The organism is Methylobacterium sp. NMS14P (assembly GCF_028583545.1).
In the GTDB taxonomy this organism is placed as follows: Bacteria; Pseudomonadota; Alphaproteobacteria; order Rhizobiales; family Beijerinckiaceae; genus Methylobacterium.
This window is the reverse complement of record NZ_CP087106.1, coordinates 3,203,793-3,219,788: the sequence shown is the minus strand read 5'-3', so window position 1 is coordinate 3,219,788 and position 15,996 is coordinate 3,203,793. Positions and strand designations below refer to the sequence as shown.

Here is a 15,996-nt window from a genome sequence, read left to right as displayed (position 1 = left end):
GATGGCCGCGCTCAGAACAGGAAGTAGCGCTGCGCCATCGGCAGCACCTCGGCCGGCTCGCAGACCAGCAGCTCGCCGTCGGCGCGCACGTCGTAGGTCTCCGGATCGACCTCGATGACCGGCGTGGCGTCGTTCAGCACCATGCTCTTCTTCGAGATGCCGCCGCGGACGTTCTCCACGGCGACCAGCTCCTTCTGCACGCCCAGCCGCTCTCGCAGGCCGTCCTCCACCGCCGCCCGGGAGACGAAGGTGAGGGCGGTGGCGAAGGGCGCCCGGCCGTAGGCGCCGAACATCGGCCGGTAATGGACCGGCTGCGGCGTCGGGATCGAGGCATTCGGGTCGCCCATGGGCGCGGCCGCGATGCTGCCGCCCTTCAGCACGAGGTCGGGCTTCACGCCGAAGAAGGCCGGATTCCACAGAACGAGATCGGCGAGCTTGCCGGGCTCCACCGAGCCGATGTGCCGGGAGATGCCGTGCGCGATGGCCGGGTTGATCGTGTACTTGGCGACGTAGCGGCGCGCCCGAAGGTTGTCGGTTCCGGACGCGTCGCCCGGCAGGGCACCCCGCTGGCGCTTCATCTTGTCGGCGGTCTGCCACGTGCGGATGATGACCTCGCCGACCCGGCCCATCGCCTGGCTGTCGGAGGACATCATCGAGAGCGCGCCGATGTCGTGCAGGATGTCCTCGGCCGCGATGGTCTCGCGCCGGATCCGGCTCTCCGCGAAGGCGAGATCCTCGGGGATCGACGGGTCGAGGTGGTGGCAGACCATGAGCATGTCGAGATGCTCGTCGATCGTGTTTGACGTGTAGGGCCGCGTCGGGTTGGTGGACGACGGCAGCACGTTCGGCAGCCCGGCCACCTTGATGATGTCCGGCGCGTGGCCGCCGCCCGCGCCCTCGGTGTGGAAGGCGTGGATGGTCCGGCCCTTGAACGCCGCGATCGTGTCCTCGACGAAGCCCGATTCGTTGAGCGTGTCGGTGTGGATCATGACCTGGATGTCGTGGGCGTCCGCCACCGACAGGCAGGTGTCGATCGCCGCGGGCGTGGTGCCCCAGTCCTCGTGCAGCTTCAGCGCGCAGGCGCCGGCCCGCACCATCTCGACGAGGCTCTCCGGCCGGGACGCGTTGCCCTTGCCGGCGAAGGCGAGGTTCATCGGGAACGCGTCCGCGGCCTCGATCATCCGGGCGATGTGCCAGGGGCCCGGCGTGCAGGTGGTGGCGAAGGTGCCGTGCGCCGGCCCGGTGCCGCCGCCGAGCATCGTGGTAATGCCCGAGCAGAGCGCCTCCTCGATCTGCTGCGGGCAGATGAAGTGGATGTGGCTGTCGAAGCCGCCCGCCGTCAGGATCTTGCCCTCGCCGGCGATGACCTCGGTGCCCGGCCCGACCACGATGTCGACCCCGGGCTGCACGTCCGGGTTGCCGGCCTTGCCGAGCCGGAAGATCCGGCCGCGCACGATGCCGACATCGCACTTCACGATGCCCCAGTGGTCGAGGACCACCGCGTTGGTGATCACCGTGTCGACGGCGCCGTCGGCGTTCGTGGCCTGGCTCTGGCCCATGCCGTCGCGGATGACCTTGCCGCCGCCGAACTTCACCTCCTCGCCGTAGGTGGTGAAGTCGCGCTCGACCGTGATCTCCAGGCTCGTGTCCGCGAGCCGGATGCGGTCTCCGACCGTGGGGCCGAACATGTCGGCGTAGGCCGAACGGGGCAGGCTGGCGGGCTTGGGCGTGTTGGCCATGGTCAGAGCTTGCCCATCACGTCGCCGCGGAACCCGTAGACGGTGCGCCCGCCGGAGAGCGGCACCAGCGCGACTTCCCGCGTCGATCCCGGCTCGAACCGAACGGCGGTGCCCGGCGCGATGTCGAGGCGCTTGCCGCGGGCCTGCTCGCGCGGGAACACGAGGCCCGGATTGACCTCGAAGAAGTGATAGTGCGATCCGACCTGGATCGGCCGGTCGCCGACATTGGCCACCTCGATCACGGTCCGCTCGGCGCCGGGATTGAACACGATCTCGCCCGGCAGGGTCGTCACCGTGCCGGGGATTTCGGAGGAGGCCGCGCCCCGGATCGGGTGGTGCACGGTGACGAGCTTCGTGCCGTCCGGGAAGGTCGCCTCGACTTGGATGTCGTGGATCATCTCGGGCACGCCCTCCATGACCTGATCGGCGGTCAGCACGGTGGCGCCGGCCTGCATCAGGTCGGCCACGGTGCGGCCGTCCCGGGCGCCCTCGACCACGAAGTCGGTGATCAGCGCCACCGATTCCGGATGGTTGAGCTTCACGCCGCGGGCGAGGCGATTGCGCGCCACCTGCGCCGCCATGGCGATGAGCAACTTGTCCTTCTCACGGGGCGTCAGCAGCACGGGCAACCTCGTCGTCGCGGCGGCCGGAGCAAGGATCATGCGCGCGGCGCGGTCAAGGGCGGGCGGCGGCCGTTGCAGGACCCGGACCAGCGGCCGTCGCGGCCCCGCGCGCGGAGGCGCGCCGGGATCGCGGAGGGGTCAGGGCGTCATGGCGATGAAGCCGGCGAACAGGTCGGGCAGGGGGGCACCCTTCACGGCACCCGGCAGGTCGCGGGGGTGGATGAACTCGTCCCGGAACCAGGGATAGCGCTTCGGGTCGAAGGAGCCCCGCAGCCAGTCGATCGTCCGCCGCACGCGGGTGATCCGCTCGGCGTCCGGGTGATAGGTCAGCCAGATGTCGACGCTGAAGCGGCCGAGATTGTCCACCGGAACGACCTGCGCGCCGATCGCGCTGGCATAGGTCGGCAGCAGGCCGATCCCGGCCCCCTTGGCGATGGCCCAGTAATACGCGCTGCTGACGTTGACCTTCAGGGTGATCGGGACCTTCGCGGGGAAGCCCGGGACCGACCGCACGTAGTCCTCGAGGGCTACGGTCTGGCCGCCGTCCTGCACCACGATCCGGTGGCGCTCGAGGTCTTCCGGGCGCGCCGGGAGCCCGTAGGTCTCCTCGTAGCTCCGCGCGGCGTACGGCACCATGTGGATCCGGCCGAGCTTGACGATGCGCAGGTCCGGGCTGGTCGGCCGCGTCAGCTGGATCGCCACGTCGGCCTCGAGCCGCAGGACGTCGGCGGATTCCATCGCGCAGCGGAGGTCGACGGTCAGGCGCGGGTTGGCGCGCTGGAACTCGACGAGGCGCGGCGCGAGCCAGAAGGCCCCCAGCCCCTCCGTCACGGCGATCCGCACCTCGCCGGTCTCGGCGAAGGGCGCGCCCTCGCCGGTGCGCACGAGGCTGAAGGCGGCCGCCTCCATGCGGCCGGCGGCCTCGAGGATCGCGTGGCCCTCGGCGGTGAGGCGGATCCCGTCCACGTGTCGGGTCAGCAGCGGCGCGCCGATCAGCGCCTCGAGATCGTCGATCCGGCGCCGCACCGAGTTCACCGACAGGCCGAGCTTCGTCGCCGCCGAGCGGAAGCTGCCGGACCGCTGGAGCGCCAGGAAGACCCGGATGCTCTGCCAGTCGGGCATCGGGTCCCGGCTCGCCTCCGCCTGTTCCATCGACGGAACACCCCTGTTTCAAATTTTGCACATACAGCCAGAGCGCTAGATGCGAAGTGCTGGACCGTCAATCCGTACCCGAATGACAGGTCATCCGATGACGGTGCACATTGCTCGCGCGCAGTTCGTCGCGAAGGACGCCGATCAACTCGGTACAGCGCTAGTCTCTCCCGAGCCGCGGCACGCGCTGAATGCGCTCGAGGTCGGCCGAATTGCCCGTCACCTCGTGGTCTTCACGCCCACACCCGACGATCTGGCGCGGCTGATCGCGGCGGCGCGCGCGGACCTGCCCGATCTCGCGCCCCTGCGCACCGTCCAGCGGGTGATGTCGATCAATCCCGACAGCGTCATGGCGATCGCCCAGCGGCACAAATTCAATGCTGCGGATCCGCGCGGCGAAGGGTTCGTGGCCTGCCTGATGCTGAACGCCGACGGCATGGCCGCGCTCGAGAACGGAACGCTCGACGCGGCCGATCCGCCCGCCGCGATGCTGGCCGGCCAGCACGAACGTCCGGCCGGTATCTACGTCTGGGCCGTCTACGCGCGGCGGCGCCTCTCCGGAGGAGTCGGCCTCGTCTTCGATCGTCTGTCGAGCCCGACCTATCGGGGCGTGGACTTCTACGCCCGCGCGGCGACGCCCGAGGGCGCCGACCTCCTGACGGCCCTCGGCTTCGCGGCACAGACCTCCGCCCGCGGGATCCTGTACCATTTCGCCCGCTCACCGAAGGCGGAGCGGGCGCCCCCCTACGACAGCCACCGGCCGGGCGGGACCGGCATCAGCGTCGCGGTCGCGCGGAACATGGAGGACCTGTCCCGCGTGATCGCCCTGCGCGCCGCCGTGTACATGGCGGAGCAGGCCTGCCCGTACGAGGAGGAGTTCGACGGCAACGACCTCTCGGCGACGCACCTGATCGGCTATGTCGGCGACGAGCCGGCGGGCTGCCTGCGCATCCGGTTCTTCGCGGATTTCGCCAAGATCGAGCGCCTCGCGGTCCGGGCCGAGTTCCGCAACACGCGCCTGTCCTTCGCGCTGGTCCGCGCCGGGATCGAGCTGGCCCGGGTCAAGGGCTACCGGCGGCTCTACGGCCACGCCCAGAAGCGCCTCGTCGGCTTCTGGAGCCGCTTCGGCTTCCGCATCTTCGAGGGCGCGCAGGAGCTGGTCTTCTCGGATTTCGACTACGTCGAGATGCTGATGGAGGCGGAGCCGCACCCGCAGGCGATCGGCCTCGGCGCCGACCCCTACGTCATCATCCGGCCGGAGGGCCGCTGGCACCGGGCGGGCGCCCTCGACCATTCGCGCGGCCGCGCCGTGACCCGCCCGTCCGTCGACCGGACGGTCGCCGCGCGATGAACCGGCCGATCAACCCGGCGCTGTATCGCCGGCCGCGCAGCGTCCCGGCCCTGGTGCTGGTGGACATGCAGCAGGAATACGAGGTCGCGGGCCGCCCGCTCGCCCTGGCGGGGATCGAGCCGGCGCTCTCGAACTGCCGCCGCGCGCTCGCGCACGCCCGCGCGAGCGGCATGCAGGTGGTCTATGTCCGCTGGATCGGCGCGCCCCTGTTCCAGGCGGGCAGCCGCTTCGTCCGCTGGATCGAGGGCTTCGAGCCGCACGGCTGCGACATGATCTTCGACCGGGATCGCCCCTCCTGCTACGCGAGCCCCGCCTTCGCGGACGCGATGGAGCGCGGCTCGCCGCCGCTCGTCATCGCGGGCTTCGCCGGCGAATCGTCCTGCCTCGCGACGGCGGTCGACGGCTTCCACCGCGGCCAGGACGTGACCTTCCTGTCCGATGCCTCCGCGAGCCACGACCTGGACGGCATCTCCGCCGATGAGATCCACCGGTCGGTGAGCGCGGTGATGCGGGTGTTCGGCGACGTCACCGACACGCGATCCTGGATCGCGGCCTCCGCGCCGTTCAAGGCCATGCCCACAGCTTCGAGACCCACGCACGCCAATGACTGACCGAAGCCAGAATCACGGGATTCCGGACAGGGTCCCAGCCGGCGACGCGGATGTGGACCTGCGACTCGGCCGGCACGCGATCGAGCTGCTGCAGGCGGCGCGGGACGCCGGAGAACCGACGCTGATCGCGCAGGCCGAAGCCATGGCCATGGCGGTCGGCTTCGTGCTGGCGAGCCGGTTGCCGGACGGTGAGCCGGAGACCGCGTGATCAGTCGGCAGCGTCCTCGCCGGCGATGAGGCGCATGGCGCGCAGGCGCGCGGTCCGCTCGTCGCGCGCGCCCCGGTCGGCGTCGAGGGCACGCCAGAGGGCGAGGCGGTCGCTCTCGTGGGGCGTGTCGATGGTCTCGTCGGCGTCGCGCGCCATCTCGGCGTGATCGAAGGCGTCCATGTTCAAAGTCCCGCGCCTTGAGTTGCGGTGCGCTAACAGGACATCCGCGCGATCGTCCAGCCCGAAAGATGGGCAGATCTTGTACAAGCCGGCGAGATCGTCACGCCGGGCGCAATGCAATGCCGGCAAACTGATCCCAGGACCGGGGCAAGGCGCAGCGCGTCCCGGTGACCGTGCCCACGTCGCAGCGGCGGCACATCAAATACCCGGGACCGCATGTCCGAGCAGATCCTTATTCGATCGATAGCGCTTGAGAACACTAAACTTGGGCCAACCGGGCAGTAGAAACGCGTTCTGGCTCGGCATCCAGCCGTCTGGAAAGTGTCCTTCCCGTCGCCAGCTCGGCGAAAGCCTCAGAAACATCCCGGACACCGAACTGTGCCAATCCCGATCGGGAGCGGCCCGCGCGCGGGTGCCGGGTCGGCTCTTCCGAGATCCGACAGCGGATGCGTCAGGCCCGGGATTGCGTCAGCGCGGCGATGATGGATTCGACCACCTCGATCTGCTCCTGCACGGCGACCAGCCGCGGCCCGGCTTCCGCGCCGTCGCCGAGCACGAAGGTGCCTTTCTGCCGCCGCGTGTCGCGCAGCTTGCGCACCGACGCGACGATGATCTGCCGCTCCTCTACCAGCGCGTCGCGCAGTTCGGTCAGGCCATCCAGTTCCAGAGTCGAGGCCATGCGGCGTCCCGGTCTCACATCCTCGGCGCGGCCTCGGCGGACATCCCGCGCGCGCGAACGGGGCCCGGGCCGTCCGGACAGGGCGTCCAACGGAGCGACGCCGCCCTTCATCCGCGGCGGTAGCACGCTTTCCGCTCACGGAACATTGCCGCACTCCGCGGAGCGCCGCGATGTCCGGCGCCAGCATTGTATGCTATTGAATGCAAAATTATCCCCGTGCACGAAGCGGTCGGATCAACGGGCGGAAAGCGGCGCATGCTGAGTGAGGACGTGCACGATCGCGGCGGGTCTCGCGCGGACGAGACGGTCGCGGACCGGAGCCACGGCGAGGCGCGTCGCGCCGCGACCGGTCCGGCCAAGAAGCGCTCCGGCGCGGCCGGCCTGATCCTGCTGCTGCTCGCCGTCGCGGGCGGTGGCGCCTACGGCTACACGCGCCTGAACGAGCCCACGGCGAAGGCCAGGACGGCCGCCCCGCTGCCGGTACCCGTCACGCTCGGCACGGTCGAGCAGGGACCGTTCGCCCTCGTCTCGAACGGCCTCGGCACTGTCCAGGCGTACAACACCGTCCAGGTGCGCACGCGCGTCGACGGCGAGATCCACCAGGTCGCGTTCCGCGAGGGTCAGACCGTCCACAAGGGCGACGTGCTGGTGCAGATCGACCCGCGGCCCTACCAGGCGGCGCTGGATCAGGCGAAGGCCAAGAAGGAGCAGGACACGGCCAATCTCGGCAACGCGAAGGCGGACCTCGTCCGCTACACCGGGCTCGGCGCCTACGCGTCCCGGCAGCAGACCGAGACGCAGACGGCCCTGGTCGCCCAGCTCACCGCGCAGGTGGCGTCCGACCAGGCCGCCATCGACAACGCCACCACGCAGCTCGGCTACGCCACGATCCGCGCGCCCATCGACGGCGTCACGGGGTTCCGGCAGGTCGATATCGGCAACATCGTCAACGCGGCCGGCCAGACCCCGATCGTGACGATCACCCAGGTCGAGCCGATCTTCGTGGTGTTCACGGCTCCGGAGGATCAGCTGCCCGCGATCACCGCGGCCCTGAAGGCCGGAGATGTGCCGGTCGAGGCCTGGACGTCGGACGGGCTGACCAAGCTCGCGGACGGCAAGCTCGCCCTGTTCAACAACCAGGTCGACACCGCGACGGGCACGATCCGCCTCAAGGCCGTCTTCGAGAACAAGAACCACGCCCTGTGGCCGGGCCTGTCGGTCTCAACCAAGATGCGGGTCGGCACGGTCGCGGTCGCCACGACGGTGCCGGACGACGCGATCCAGCACGGGCCCGACGGCCTGTTCGCCTTCGTGGTCGACGATGCCAACCGGGCGCATCAGCGCGCGCTGAAGGCGGGCCGCTCGGATTCGGGGCGGACGCGGATCCTCAGCGGCGACCTCCGGCCCGGCGAGCGGGTGATCGTCGCCGGGCAGTACAAGGTGCAGGACGGCAGCCACGTGGCCGACCCGCACGCCGCCGCCCACACCGCGCAGGCGGAGGCGGTTCAGTGATGCGCGCGGGACGCCTCACGGCGGGCGCGTCGCCGCGCGGGGGCCGGCCATGAAGGGCGGCATCTCGGCGCCGTTCATCCGGTTCCCGGTGGCGACCACGCTGATCATGGTCGGCATCCTGTTCCTCGGGGTGGTGGCCTACCCGCTGCTCGGCGTCGCGCCGCTGCCGCAGGTGGATTTCCCGACGATCCAGGTGACCGCGCAGCTGCCCGGGGCCAGCCCGGAGACGATGGCCTCGTCGGTGGCGCAGCCCCTGGAGCGGCAGTTCTCGCAGATCCCGGGCGTGTCGCAGATGACCTCGACGAGCTCCCTCGGGATCTCGACGGTCACGGTCCAGTTCGACCTCAACCGCAACATCGACGGCGCCGCGAGCGACATCCAGGCGGCGATCAACGCCGCCAGCGGCCAGCTCCCGAAGAACCTTCCGACCCCGCCGACCTACCGCAAGGTCAACCCGGCCGATTCACCGATCCTGCTGCTCTCGGCCACCTCGGACAGCATGCCGCTGATCGATGTCGACGACGCGGTCGACGTGCAGCTCGCCCAGCGGATCAGCCAGATCTCGGGCGTCGCCCAGGTCTTCATCGGCGGCCAGCAGAAGCCCGCCGTGCGGATCCAGATCGACCCGGCCAAGCTCGTGGCCAAAGGGCTGTCTCTGGAGGACGTGCGCGCGCAGCTGACCCTCACCACCGTCAACAACCCGAAGGGCAGCATCGACGGCGGCAGCCACAGCTACACCATCTACGCCAACGACCAGCTCACCGCGGCGCAGAACTGGAACGACGTCATCGTCGCCTACCGCGACGGCGCGCCGCTGCGCGTCCGCGACATCGGCCAGGCCGTCGCCGGGCCCGAGGACACCAAGCAGGCGGGCTGGACCAACGGCAAGCGCGGCATCTTCCTGGTCGTGTTCAAGCAGCCCGGCGCCAACGTGATCGACACGGTCGACAGCATCAAGGCCCAGCTGCCGCGCCTGACCGCCACCCTGCCGGCCGCCATCAAGGTCGGCATCCTGAGCGACCGCACGCAGACGATCCGCGCCTCGGTCGAGGACGTGCAGTTCACCCTGCTGCTGACGATCGTGCTGGTCGTCGGGGTGATCTTCGTCTTCCTGCGGAGCTTCTGGGCGACCGTGATCCCGAGCGTGACCGTGCCGCTCGCGCTGCTCGGCGCCTGCGCGCTGATGTGGATGGCGGGCTACACCCTCGACAACCTCTCGCTGATGGCCCTCACCATCTCGGTGGGCTTCGTGGTCGACGACGCCATCGTCGTGCTGGAGAACATCAGCCGCTACGTCGAGGAGGGGATGCGGCCCATGGAGGCCGCGTTCAAGGGCGCCGGCGAGATCGGCTTCACCATCGTGTCGATCTCGGTGTCGCTCATCGCCGTGCTGATCCCGCTCCTGCTGATGGGCGGCATCATCGGCCGGCTGTTCCGCGAGTTCGCCGTGGTTCTGTCGATGACCATCGCGGTCTCGGCCTTCGTCTCCCTGACGCTGACCCCGATGATGGCCTCGCGGCTGCTCAAGCCGCACAATGCCGAGCGCCACGGCCGCCTCTACCGGATGAGCGAGGCCGCCTTCGACTGGCTGCTCGCGGTCTACGCCGACGCCCTCGACGTCGCCCTGCGCTTCCGCCGCGTGACGCTCCTCGTCTTCTTCGCCACCCTGGCGCTGACCGGCTACCTGTTCGTGGCGATCCCGAAGGGCTTCTTCCCGCAGCAGGACACCGGCTTCATGATCGGCGTCACCGAGGCGGGCCAGGACATCTCCTTCTCGGCGATGAAGGCGCTGCAGGAGAAGGTCGGCGCGATCGTCCAGGCCGATCCGGCGGTGGCCACGGTCGGCATGTCGCTCGGCGGCAACGGCCAGGCTCTCAATTCCGGGCGCATGTACATCACGCTCAAGCCCCGCGACGAGCGCGACGTCAACGCGTTCCAGGTGATCGGCCGGCTGCGCCCGAAGCTCGATCGCGTGGCGGGCATCCGGACCTTCATCCAGGCGACCCAGGACGTGCGCACCGGTGGCCGCACCTCGCGGACGCAGTTCGAGTACACCCTGCAGGACCCGGACCTCGCCGAGCTGAACACCTGGGCGCCGCGCATCCTCGACAAGATGAAGACGCTGCCGGAGCTGCGCGACGTCGCCACCGACCAGCAGACCCGGGGCACGACGCTGACGCTGTCGATCGACCGCGACGCCGCCTCGCGCTACGGCATCACGCCGCAGCTCATCGACGACACGCTCTACGACGCGTTCGGCCAGCGCCAGATCGCGCAGTACTTCACGCAGCTGAACAGCTACCACGTGGTGCTGGAGGTGCTGCCGGCGCTGCAGGGCAGCGTCGAGAGCCTCGACAAGATCTACATCAAGGCGCCGATCGGCGGCGGGCAGGTGCCGCTCGCGGCCTTCGCCCACTGGACGACGGACCCGGTGGCGCCGCTGGCCGTGAACCACCAGGGCCAGTTCCCGGCGGTGACGATCAGCTTCAACCTCGCCCCCGACGTCGCCCTCGGCCAGGCCACGGAGGCGATCGGCCGGGCGATGCGGGAGCTGCAGGTGCCGCCGACCGTGGTGAGCGGCTTCCAGGGCACCGCCCAGGCCTTCCAGCAATCGCTCTCGACGGTGCCGCTGCTGATCCTGGCGGCCCTGTTCGTGGTCTACCTGATCCTCGGCATCCTCTACGAGAGCTTCATCCACCCGCTCACGATCCTGTCGACGCTGCCCTCGGCCGGCGTCGGCGCCCTGGCGGTGCTGATGTGGGCGGGGTTCGACTTCAGCCTGATCGCGCTGATCGGCATCATCCTCCTCATCGGCATCGTGAAGAAGAACGGCATCATGCTGGTCGACTTCGCCATCGTGGCCGAGCGCGAGGAGGGTCTCTCGCCCGAGGTCGCGATCCGGAAAGCCGCGCTGCTGCGCTTCCGGCCGATCCTCATGACCACGATGGCGGCCCTGCTCGGCGGCATCCCGCTGATGATCGCCACCGGAACCGGCTCGGAGATCCGGCAGCCGCTGGGCTACGCCATGGTGGGCGGCCTCGCGGTGAGCCAGGTGCTGACGCTGTTCACCACGCCGGTGATCTACATCTACCTCGACCGGCTGGCGCACCGCTTCTCGTTCCGGGACAAGCCGCAGGCGGTGGACGCGGCGCTCGATGGTCCGGAGCCGGTGGAGGAGGTTCGCGGGCCGCCGGCGTTGCGCGCAGCGGAGTGAGGCCGCCCGCCGTCCTTGCGAGCGGAGCGAAGCGATCCAGGGCAGCGCGACGTCGGCGAGCGTGGCGCATCTGGATCGCTTCACCCCGCTCGCAGAGACGCTGAGCGTCGCGGAAGAGACGTCCCGAAGCCCATGGCCGGGCAGCCCTGTCACTGCGGCCCGCTTGGCGGGGCTTCTCGCCGTTCCAGTTCATGCGGCGCCGGCCCTCTGAGACCGCGGGAAGCCGAAGGATGCGGATGAGCCAGAACCTGCCGCTGCGAGGGCTGACCGTGCTCGCCCTGGAGCAGGCCGTCGCCGCGCCCTACTGCACCTCGCGGCTCGCCGATGCCGGGGCCCGGGTCATCAAGATCGAGCGGCCGGAGGGGGATTTCGCCCGCGGCTACGACGCGGCGGTCAACGGGCTCGCGAGCTACTTCGTGTGGCTCAACCGCGGCAAGGAGAGCCTCGTCGCCGACATCAAGGATGCGGCCGATGCCCGCCTGCTGCACGCGATCCTCGCGGAGGCCGACGTGTTCGTGCAGAACCTCGCCCCCGGCGCGGCCGCCCGGGCCGGGTTCGGGTCGGCGGAGCTGCGCGCGCGCTATCCCCGGCTGATCACCGTCGACATCTCCGGCTACGGCGCCGGCAACGCCTACAGCGACATGAAGGCCTACGACCTGCTGGTCCAGGCCGAGAGCGGGCTCGCCGGGATCACCGGCCACCCGGCGGGACCCGGTCGCGTCGGCGTCTCCGTCTGCGACGTCGCCTGCGGGATGGACGCCCACGCCGCGGTCCTCGAGGCGCTGATCGCCCGCGGGATCACCGGGCAGGGCTGCGCCCTGGAGGTCAGCCTGTTCAGCGGCGCCGCCGACTGGATGAACGTGCCGCTGCTCTACTTCGAGGGGACGGGTCAGGCCCCGCGGCGGGTCGGCCTCGCGCACCCGTCGATCTGCCCCTACGGCGCCTTCCCCACGGCCGACGGCAGCCTCGTGCTGATCTCGATCCAGAACGAGCGCGAGTGGGGGAATTTCTGCGCCGGCGTGCTCGGCGAGCCGGAGCTCGCCCGGGCCGAGGGCTTCGCGTCCAACAACGCCCGTGTGGCCAACCGCGCCGCGGTCGACCTGCGCATCGGCGCCGAGCTGGTGCGGCTGGGCCGCGACGCGGCCGCCGCCCGGCTGAAGGCGGCGGGCACCGCCTACGGTTTCGTCAACACGCTGGCGGACCTCGCCGCGCACCCCGCGCTGATCCGCGCGGAGGTCCGGACGCCTTCGGGTCCGGCCCGGATCGTCGCGCCGCCGGTACTGATCGACGGCGCGGTCCGCGCCCTCGGCCCGGTCCCCGCGATCGACGAGCACGGGGCGCGGATCCGCGAGGAATTCGCGCGCCGGGCTCGAGGACAGTGATCTGACAGCACATCGGAATGGGCGGGAGGAGACGATGAGACTGGACGGCAAGATCGCGCTCGTGACGGGGGCCGGCAGCGGCTTCGGGGCCGGGATCGCCCAGCGCTTCGCCGCGGAGGGCGCCAAGGTCGCCTGCGTCGACATCGACGGCGCGGCGGCCGGGCGCGTCGCAGCGGCGCTCGGCGACAACGCCGTCGCGATCGCCGCCGATGTCCGGTTGGCGGCCGACGTCGCCGCCAGCGTCGCCGAGACGCGGCAGCGCTTCGGCGTGCCGAACATTCTCGTCAACAATGCCGGCACCACCCACCGCAACAAGCCGCTGATGGAGGTGACCGAGGAGGATTTCGACCGGGTCTTCCGGGTCAACGTGAAGTCGATCTTTCACTACGTCCGGGAAGTCGCCCCGCTGATGCGCGACGCGGGCGGCGGCGCGATCCTGAACGTCAGCTCGACGGCGGCGCTGCGCCCGCGCCCGGGGCTGACGTGGTACAACGCCTCTAAGGGGGCGGCGAGCCTCGCCTCGAAGTCCCTCGCCCTGGAGCTGGCGCCCTGGAAGATCCGGGTGAACGCGCTCTGCCCGGTCATGGGGGCCACGGGTCTCCTCGAGCACTTCATGGGCGTCCTCGACACGCCCGAGAACCGCGACCGCTTCATCGCCACGATCCCGCTCGGGCGCCTGTCGGAGGCCAGCGACATCGCCGCCGCCGCCCTGTTCCTCGCCTCCGACGAGGCGGCGTTCATCACCGGCGTCGACCTGCCCGTCGACGGCGGCCGCACGGCCTGAGGTGCCTCCGATGGAAGCGTACACCGAGATCCGCGAGGCGGTCGCGAAGCTCTGCGCCGGCTTCCCGGGGCCGTACTGGCGGGCCCTCGACCGGGAGATGGCCTACCCGACCGCGTTCGTGAACGCGCTGACCGAGAGCGGCTACCTGTCGGTGCTGATCCCCGAGGAGTACGGCGGCTCCGGCCTGCCGCTCTCCGCCGCGGCCGCGATCCTCGAGGAGGTGCAGCGGGCGGGCTGCAACGGCGGCGCCTGCCACGCCCAGATGTACACGATGGGCACGCTGCTCCGGCACGGCTCCGCGGCGCAGAAGGCCGAGTATCTGCCGGCCATCGCGGAGGGCCGCCTGCGGCTCCAGGCCTTCGGCGTGACCGAGCCGACCTCCGGCACTGACACGGGCAGCCTGAAGACGACGGCGCGCCTCGAGGGCGACCACTACGTCGTCAACGGCCAGAAGATCTGGACCAGCCGCGCCGAGCATTCGGACCTGATGCTGCTCCTCGCCCGCACGACACCGAGATCCGAGGGCATGAAGCGCACGGACGGGCTGTCGGTCCTCCTCGTCGACATGCGCGCGGCGAAGGACAGCGGCCTGACGATCCGGCCGATCCGGACAATGATGAACCACGCCACCACGGAGGTGTTCTTCGACAATCTCCGCGTGCCGGCGCAGAATCTCATCGGCGAGGAGGGCAGGGGCTTCCGCTACATCCTGTCCGGCATGAACGCCGAGCGGATCCTGATCGCCGCCGAGTGCGTCGGCGACGCCAAGTGGTTCATCGACAGGGCCCGGGCCTATGCCGGCGAGCGGTCCGTCTTCGGGCGACCGATCGGCGCCAACCAGGGCGTGCAGTTCCCCATCGCCAAGGCCTACGCCAACATGCGCGCGGCCGAGCTGATGGTCCGCGAGGCGCTGACTCTCTACGAGGGCGGCGCCAATCCCGGGGCCGAGGCCAACATGGCCAAGATGCTCGCCGCCGACGCCTCGTTCGAGGCGGCCAACGCCTGCATCCAGACCCATGGCGGCTTCGGATTCGCCGAGGAGTACGACGTGGAGCGCAAGTTCCGCGAGACGCGCCTCTATCAGGTCGCGCCGATCTCCACGAACCTGATCCTCGCCTACCTGTCCGAGCACGTTCTCGGCCTGCCGCGCTCGTACTGACATGACCGATCTCAGCGCCTGGATCGGCCGGACGCGGGAGGCGTCCGACCTCGTCACCCCGCGTCTCCTCGCCGAGTTCCGCGCGACCTTCGCGCCGCACCTGGCGCCGGTCGCGGACGGGATCGCGCCGCCGGCGCTGCACTGGTGCCTCGCGCCCGAGACGCCGCCGGCCGACGCCCTCGGCCCGGACGGTCACGCTGCCAAGGGCGGTTTCCTTCCGCCCGCGCCACTGCCCCGACGGATGTGGGCCGGGGGCGAGATCGAGACGGTCTCGGACCTGCGCGCGGGGGACGCGGTCACGCGCGCCGAGACCGTGCGCGACGTCGCCTTCAAGAGCGGGCGGAGCGGGAGCCTGTGCTTCGTCACCATCGACCACGCGGTCTCGACGGGACGGGGCGTCGCGATTCGCGAGCGGCAGGACATCGTCTATCGCGAGGCCGCCGGCGCGCAGACGGGGACACTGGCCGCGCCCGAGCGCGACGATCCCGACGCCTACGCGGCGATCTGGGACGTACCGGCGACGCCGACGCTGCTGTTCCGCTACTCGGCGATGACCTTCAACGGCCACCGCTTCCACTACGATCAGCCCTACGCGACGCAGGTGGAGGGCTACGCCGACCTCGTGGTCCACGGCCCGATGCAGGCGACGCTGCTGCTGAACCTCGCCGCCACGCTCCTGGGACACGTGCCGCGGACATTCGCGTATCGCGGGATCTCGCCGATGACGGCGAACCAGACCTTCCGGGTCTGCGGGCGGGTCAACGGGGGTGGGTTCGCGGGTGTGACGCTCGACGCGGCGGGCCGTGTCTGCATGCGGGCTCGCGGCGACGCGTGAGGGGCGGCGGGCGCACGGTCCTCATCCGAGAGAGACGGGATCGGAGCCGCGCCACTCTGGTCCGAGGGGCCTCGCAACGATCCGCACAAGCGTCCGAGCGGTGGCGGGCCGCGCGGACGCGCGACCCGCGAGAAGTGGGCTCAGGCCAGCTTCAGACCGACGTTGACGTTGCCGCGCGTCGCGTTGGAGTACGGGCAGACCTGGTGGGCGGCATCGACGAGCTTCTGCGCGTCGGCGCGGTCGAGGCCCGGTAGGCTGATCGTCAGGTCGGCTGTGATGCCGAAGCCGCCCTCGGAGCGCGGGCCGATGCCGACGTCGGCAGTCACGCTGGTGTCGGCCGGAACCTTCAGCTGCAGCGACGGCGCGACGGCCTTCATGGCGCCCAGGAAGCAGGCCGAGTAGCCGGACGCGAAGAGCTGCTCCGGATTGGCGCCAGGACCACCCGCGCCGCCGAGCTCCTTCGGCGTCGCGAGCTTGACCTCGAAGCTGCCGTCCGCGGTCCGAGCGGCGCCGTCGCGGCCCCCGGTGGCGGTCGCGGTGGTGCGGTACTTCACGTCTACGGGCATG

General features: G+C 70.6%; 15 protein-coding genes. 9 read left to right on the top strand and 6 right to left on the bottom strand.

All coding sequences use genetic code 11. The features are described from left to right. Positions 1-11: 11 nt before the first annotated feature. The 3 genes from ureC to LOK46_RS15490 form a co-directional block, all read right to left on the bottom strand. A complete protein-coding gene (gene ureC / locus LOK46_RS15500; RefSeq protein WP_273558516.1) occupies positions 12-1,739 on the bottom strand; it encodes an urease subunit alpha in 1,728 nt (575 codons plus the stop codon). A gap of 2 nt (positions 1,740-1,741) precedes the next feature. Then, positions 1,742-2,362: an urease subunit gamma gene (locus LOK46_RS15495; protein WP_273558514.1), complete on the bottom strand. Its 621-nt coding sequence runs from the start codon at positions 2,360-2,362 to the stop codon at positions 1,742-1,744. A 138-nt stretch (positions 2,363-2,500) separates the two neighbouring features. Continuing rightward, positions 2,501-3,514: a LysR family transcriptional regulator gene (locus LOK46_RS15490; protein ID WP_273558512.1), complete on the bottom strand. Its 1,014-nt coding sequence runs from the start codon at positions 3,512-3,514 to the stop codon at positions 2,501-2,503. A gap of 97 nt (positions 3,515-3,611) precedes the next feature. Here LOK46_RS15490 and LOK46_RS32860 point away from each other — a divergent pair, with 97 nt between their 5' ends. The 3 genes from LOK46_RS32860 to LOK46_RS15475 are packed head-to-tail and all read left to right on the top strand — an operon-like array spanning position 3,612 to position 5,684. Further along, positions 3,612-4,865 carry a GNAT family N-acetyltransferase gene (locus tag LOK46_RS32860; protein ID WP_337251944.1) on the top strand — a complete coding sequence of 418 codons (1,254 nt, stop codon included), beginning with the start codon at positions 3,612-3,614 and terminating at the stop codon, positions 4,863-4,865. Further along, on the top strand, positions 4,862-5,476 hold the full coding sequence (locus tag LOK46_RS15480; RefSeq protein WP_273558510.1) for a cysteine hydrolase family protein: 615 nt from the start codon (positions 4,862-4,864) through the stop codon (positions 5,474-5,476). The genes LOK46_RS32860 and LOK46_RS15480 overlap by 4 nt, the downstream gene beginning before the upstream one ends. A gap of 52 nt (positions 5,477-5,528) precedes the next feature. Then, the gene (locus LOK46_RS15475; protein ID WP_273558508.1) at positions 5,529-5,684 is read left to right on the top strand and encodes a hypothetical protein; all 156 of its coding nucleotides are present in this window, start codon (positions 5,529-5,531) and stop codon (positions 5,682-5,684) included. Here LOK46_RS15475 and LOK46_RS15470 read toward each other — a convergent pair whose 3' ends face one another. Both LOK46_RS15470 and LOK46_RS15465 read right to left on the bottom strand, forming a co-directional pair. Continuing rightward, positions 5,685-5,864, bottom strand: coding sequence for a hypothetical protein (locus tag LOK46_RS15470; RefSeq protein ID WP_273558506.1), 180 nt, complete (start codon positions 5,862-5,864; stop codon positions 5,685-5,687). 451 nt (positions 5,865-6,315) lie between these two features. Then, a complete protein-coding gene (locus LOK46_RS15465) occupies positions 6,316-6,543 on the bottom strand; it encodes an HOOK family protein (protein ID WP_273558504.1) in 228 nt (75 codons plus the stop codon). A 255-nt stretch (positions 6,544-6,798) separates the two neighbouring features. Between LOK46_RS15465 and LOK46_RS15460 the strand changes: the two genes are divergently transcribed. The 6 genes from LOK46_RS15460 (at position 6,799) to LOK46_RS15435 (ending at position 15,429) form a co-directional block, all read left to right on the top strand. Beyond that, positions 6,799-8,055, top strand: coding sequence for an efflux RND transporter periplasmic adaptor subunit (locus LOK46_RS15460; RefSeq protein WP_273558502.1), 1,257 nt, complete (start codon positions 6,799-6,801; stop codon positions 8,053-8,055). Positions 8,056-8,104: 49 nt separating this feature from the next. Further along, on the top strand, positions 8,105-11,269 hold the full coding sequence (locus LOK46_RS15455; protein ID WP_273558500.1) for an efflux RND transporter permease subunit: 3,165 nt from the start codon (positions 8,105-8,107) through the stop codon (positions 11,267-11,269). 236 nt (positions 11,270-11,505) lie between these two features. Beyond that, the gene (locus LOK46_RS15450; RefSeq protein WP_273558498.1) at positions 11,506-12,651 is read left to right on the top strand and encodes a CaiB/BaiF CoA transferase family protein; all 1,146 of its coding nucleotides are present in this window, start codon (positions 11,506-11,508) and stop codon (positions 12,649-12,651) included. A gap of 34 nt (positions 12,652-12,685) precedes the next feature. Beyond that, complete coding sequence (locus LOK46_RS15445; protein WP_273558496.1) at positions 12,686-13,435, top strand: SDR family oxidoreductase; 750 nt, start codon at positions 12,686-12,688, stop codon at positions 13,433-13,435. 10 nt (positions 13,436-13,445) lie between these two features. Further along, positions 13,446-14,594: an acyl-CoA dehydrogenase family protein gene (locus LOK46_RS15440; RefSeq protein ID WP_273558494.1), complete on the top strand. Its 1,149-nt coding sequence runs from the start codon at positions 13,446-13,448 to the stop codon at positions 14,592-14,594. 1 nt (position 14,595) lies between these two features. Beyond that, the gene (locus LOK46_RS15435) at positions 14,596-15,429 is read left to right on the top strand and encodes an FAS1-like dehydratase domain-containing protein (RefSeq protein ID WP_273558492.1); all 834 of its coding nucleotides are present in this window, start codon (positions 14,596-14,598) and stop codon (positions 15,427-15,429) included. A gap of 140 nt (positions 15,430-15,569) precedes the next feature. Here LOK46_RS15435 and LOK46_RS15430 read toward each other — a convergent pair whose 3' ends face one another. After that, on the bottom strand, positions 15,570-15,995 hold the full coding sequence (locus LOK46_RS15430) for an organic hydroperoxide resistance protein (RefSeq protein ID WP_273558490.1): 426 nt from the start codon (positions 15,993-15,995) through the stop codon (positions 15,570-15,572). Position 15,996: the final 1 nt, after the last annotated feature.

Excerpts from the sequence above, each read along its gene's own strand:
- ureC (WP_273558516.1), bottom strand. The coding sequence starts at position 1,739 with ATGGCCAACACGCCCAAGCCCGCCAGCCTGCCCCGTTCGGCCTACGCC.
- LOK46_RS15490 (WP_273558512.1), bottom strand. The coding sequence starts at position 3,514 with ATGGAACAGGCGGAGGCGAGCCGGGACCCGATGCCCGACTGGCAGAGC.
- LOK46_RS32860 (WP_337251944.1), top strand. The coding sequence starts at position 3,612 with ATGACGGTGCACATTGCTCGCGCGCAGTTCGTCGCGAAGGACGCCGAT.
- LOK46_RS15480 (WP_273558510.1), top strand. The coding sequence starts at position 4,862 with ATGAACCGGCCGATCAACCCGGCGCTGTATCGCCGGCCGCGCAGCGTC.
- LOK46_RS15470 (WP_273558506.1), bottom strand. The coding sequence starts at position 5,864 with ATGGACGCCTTCGATCACGCCGAGATGGCGCGCGACGCCGACGAGACC.
- LOK46_RS15465 (WP_273558504.1), bottom strand. The coding sequence starts at position 6,543 with ATGGCCTCGACTCTGGAACTGGATGGCCTGACCGAACTGCGCGACGCG.
- LOK46_RS15460 (WP_273558502.1), top strand. The coding sequence starts at position 6,799 with ATGCTGAGTGAGGACGTGCACGATCGCGGCGGGTCTCGCGCGGACGAG.
- LOK46_RS15455 (WP_273558500.1), top strand. The coding sequence starts at position 8,105 with ATGAAGGGCGGCATCTCGGCGCCGTTCATCCGGTTCCCGGTGGCGACC.
- LOK46_RS15450 (WP_273558498.1), top strand. The coding sequence starts at position 11,506 with ATGAGCCAGAACCTGCCGCTGCGAGGGCTGACCGTGCTCGCCCTGGAG.
- LOK46_RS15445 (WP_273558496.1), top strand. The coding sequence starts at position 12,686 with ATGAGACTGGACGGCAAGATCGCGCTCGTGACGGGGGCCGGCAGCGGC.
- LOK46_RS15440 (WP_273558494.1), top strand. The coding sequence starts at position 13,446 with ATGGAAGCGTACACCGAGATCCGCGAGGCGGTCGCGAAGCTCTGCGCC.
- LOK46_RS15435 (WP_273558492.1), top strand. The coding sequence starts at position 14,596 with ATGACCGATCTCAGCGCCTGGATCGGCCGGACGCGGGAGGCGTCCGAC.
- LOK46_RS15430 (WP_273558490.1), bottom strand. The coding sequence starts at position 15,995 with ATGCCCGTAGACGTGAAGTACCGCACCACCGCGACCGCCACCGGGGGC.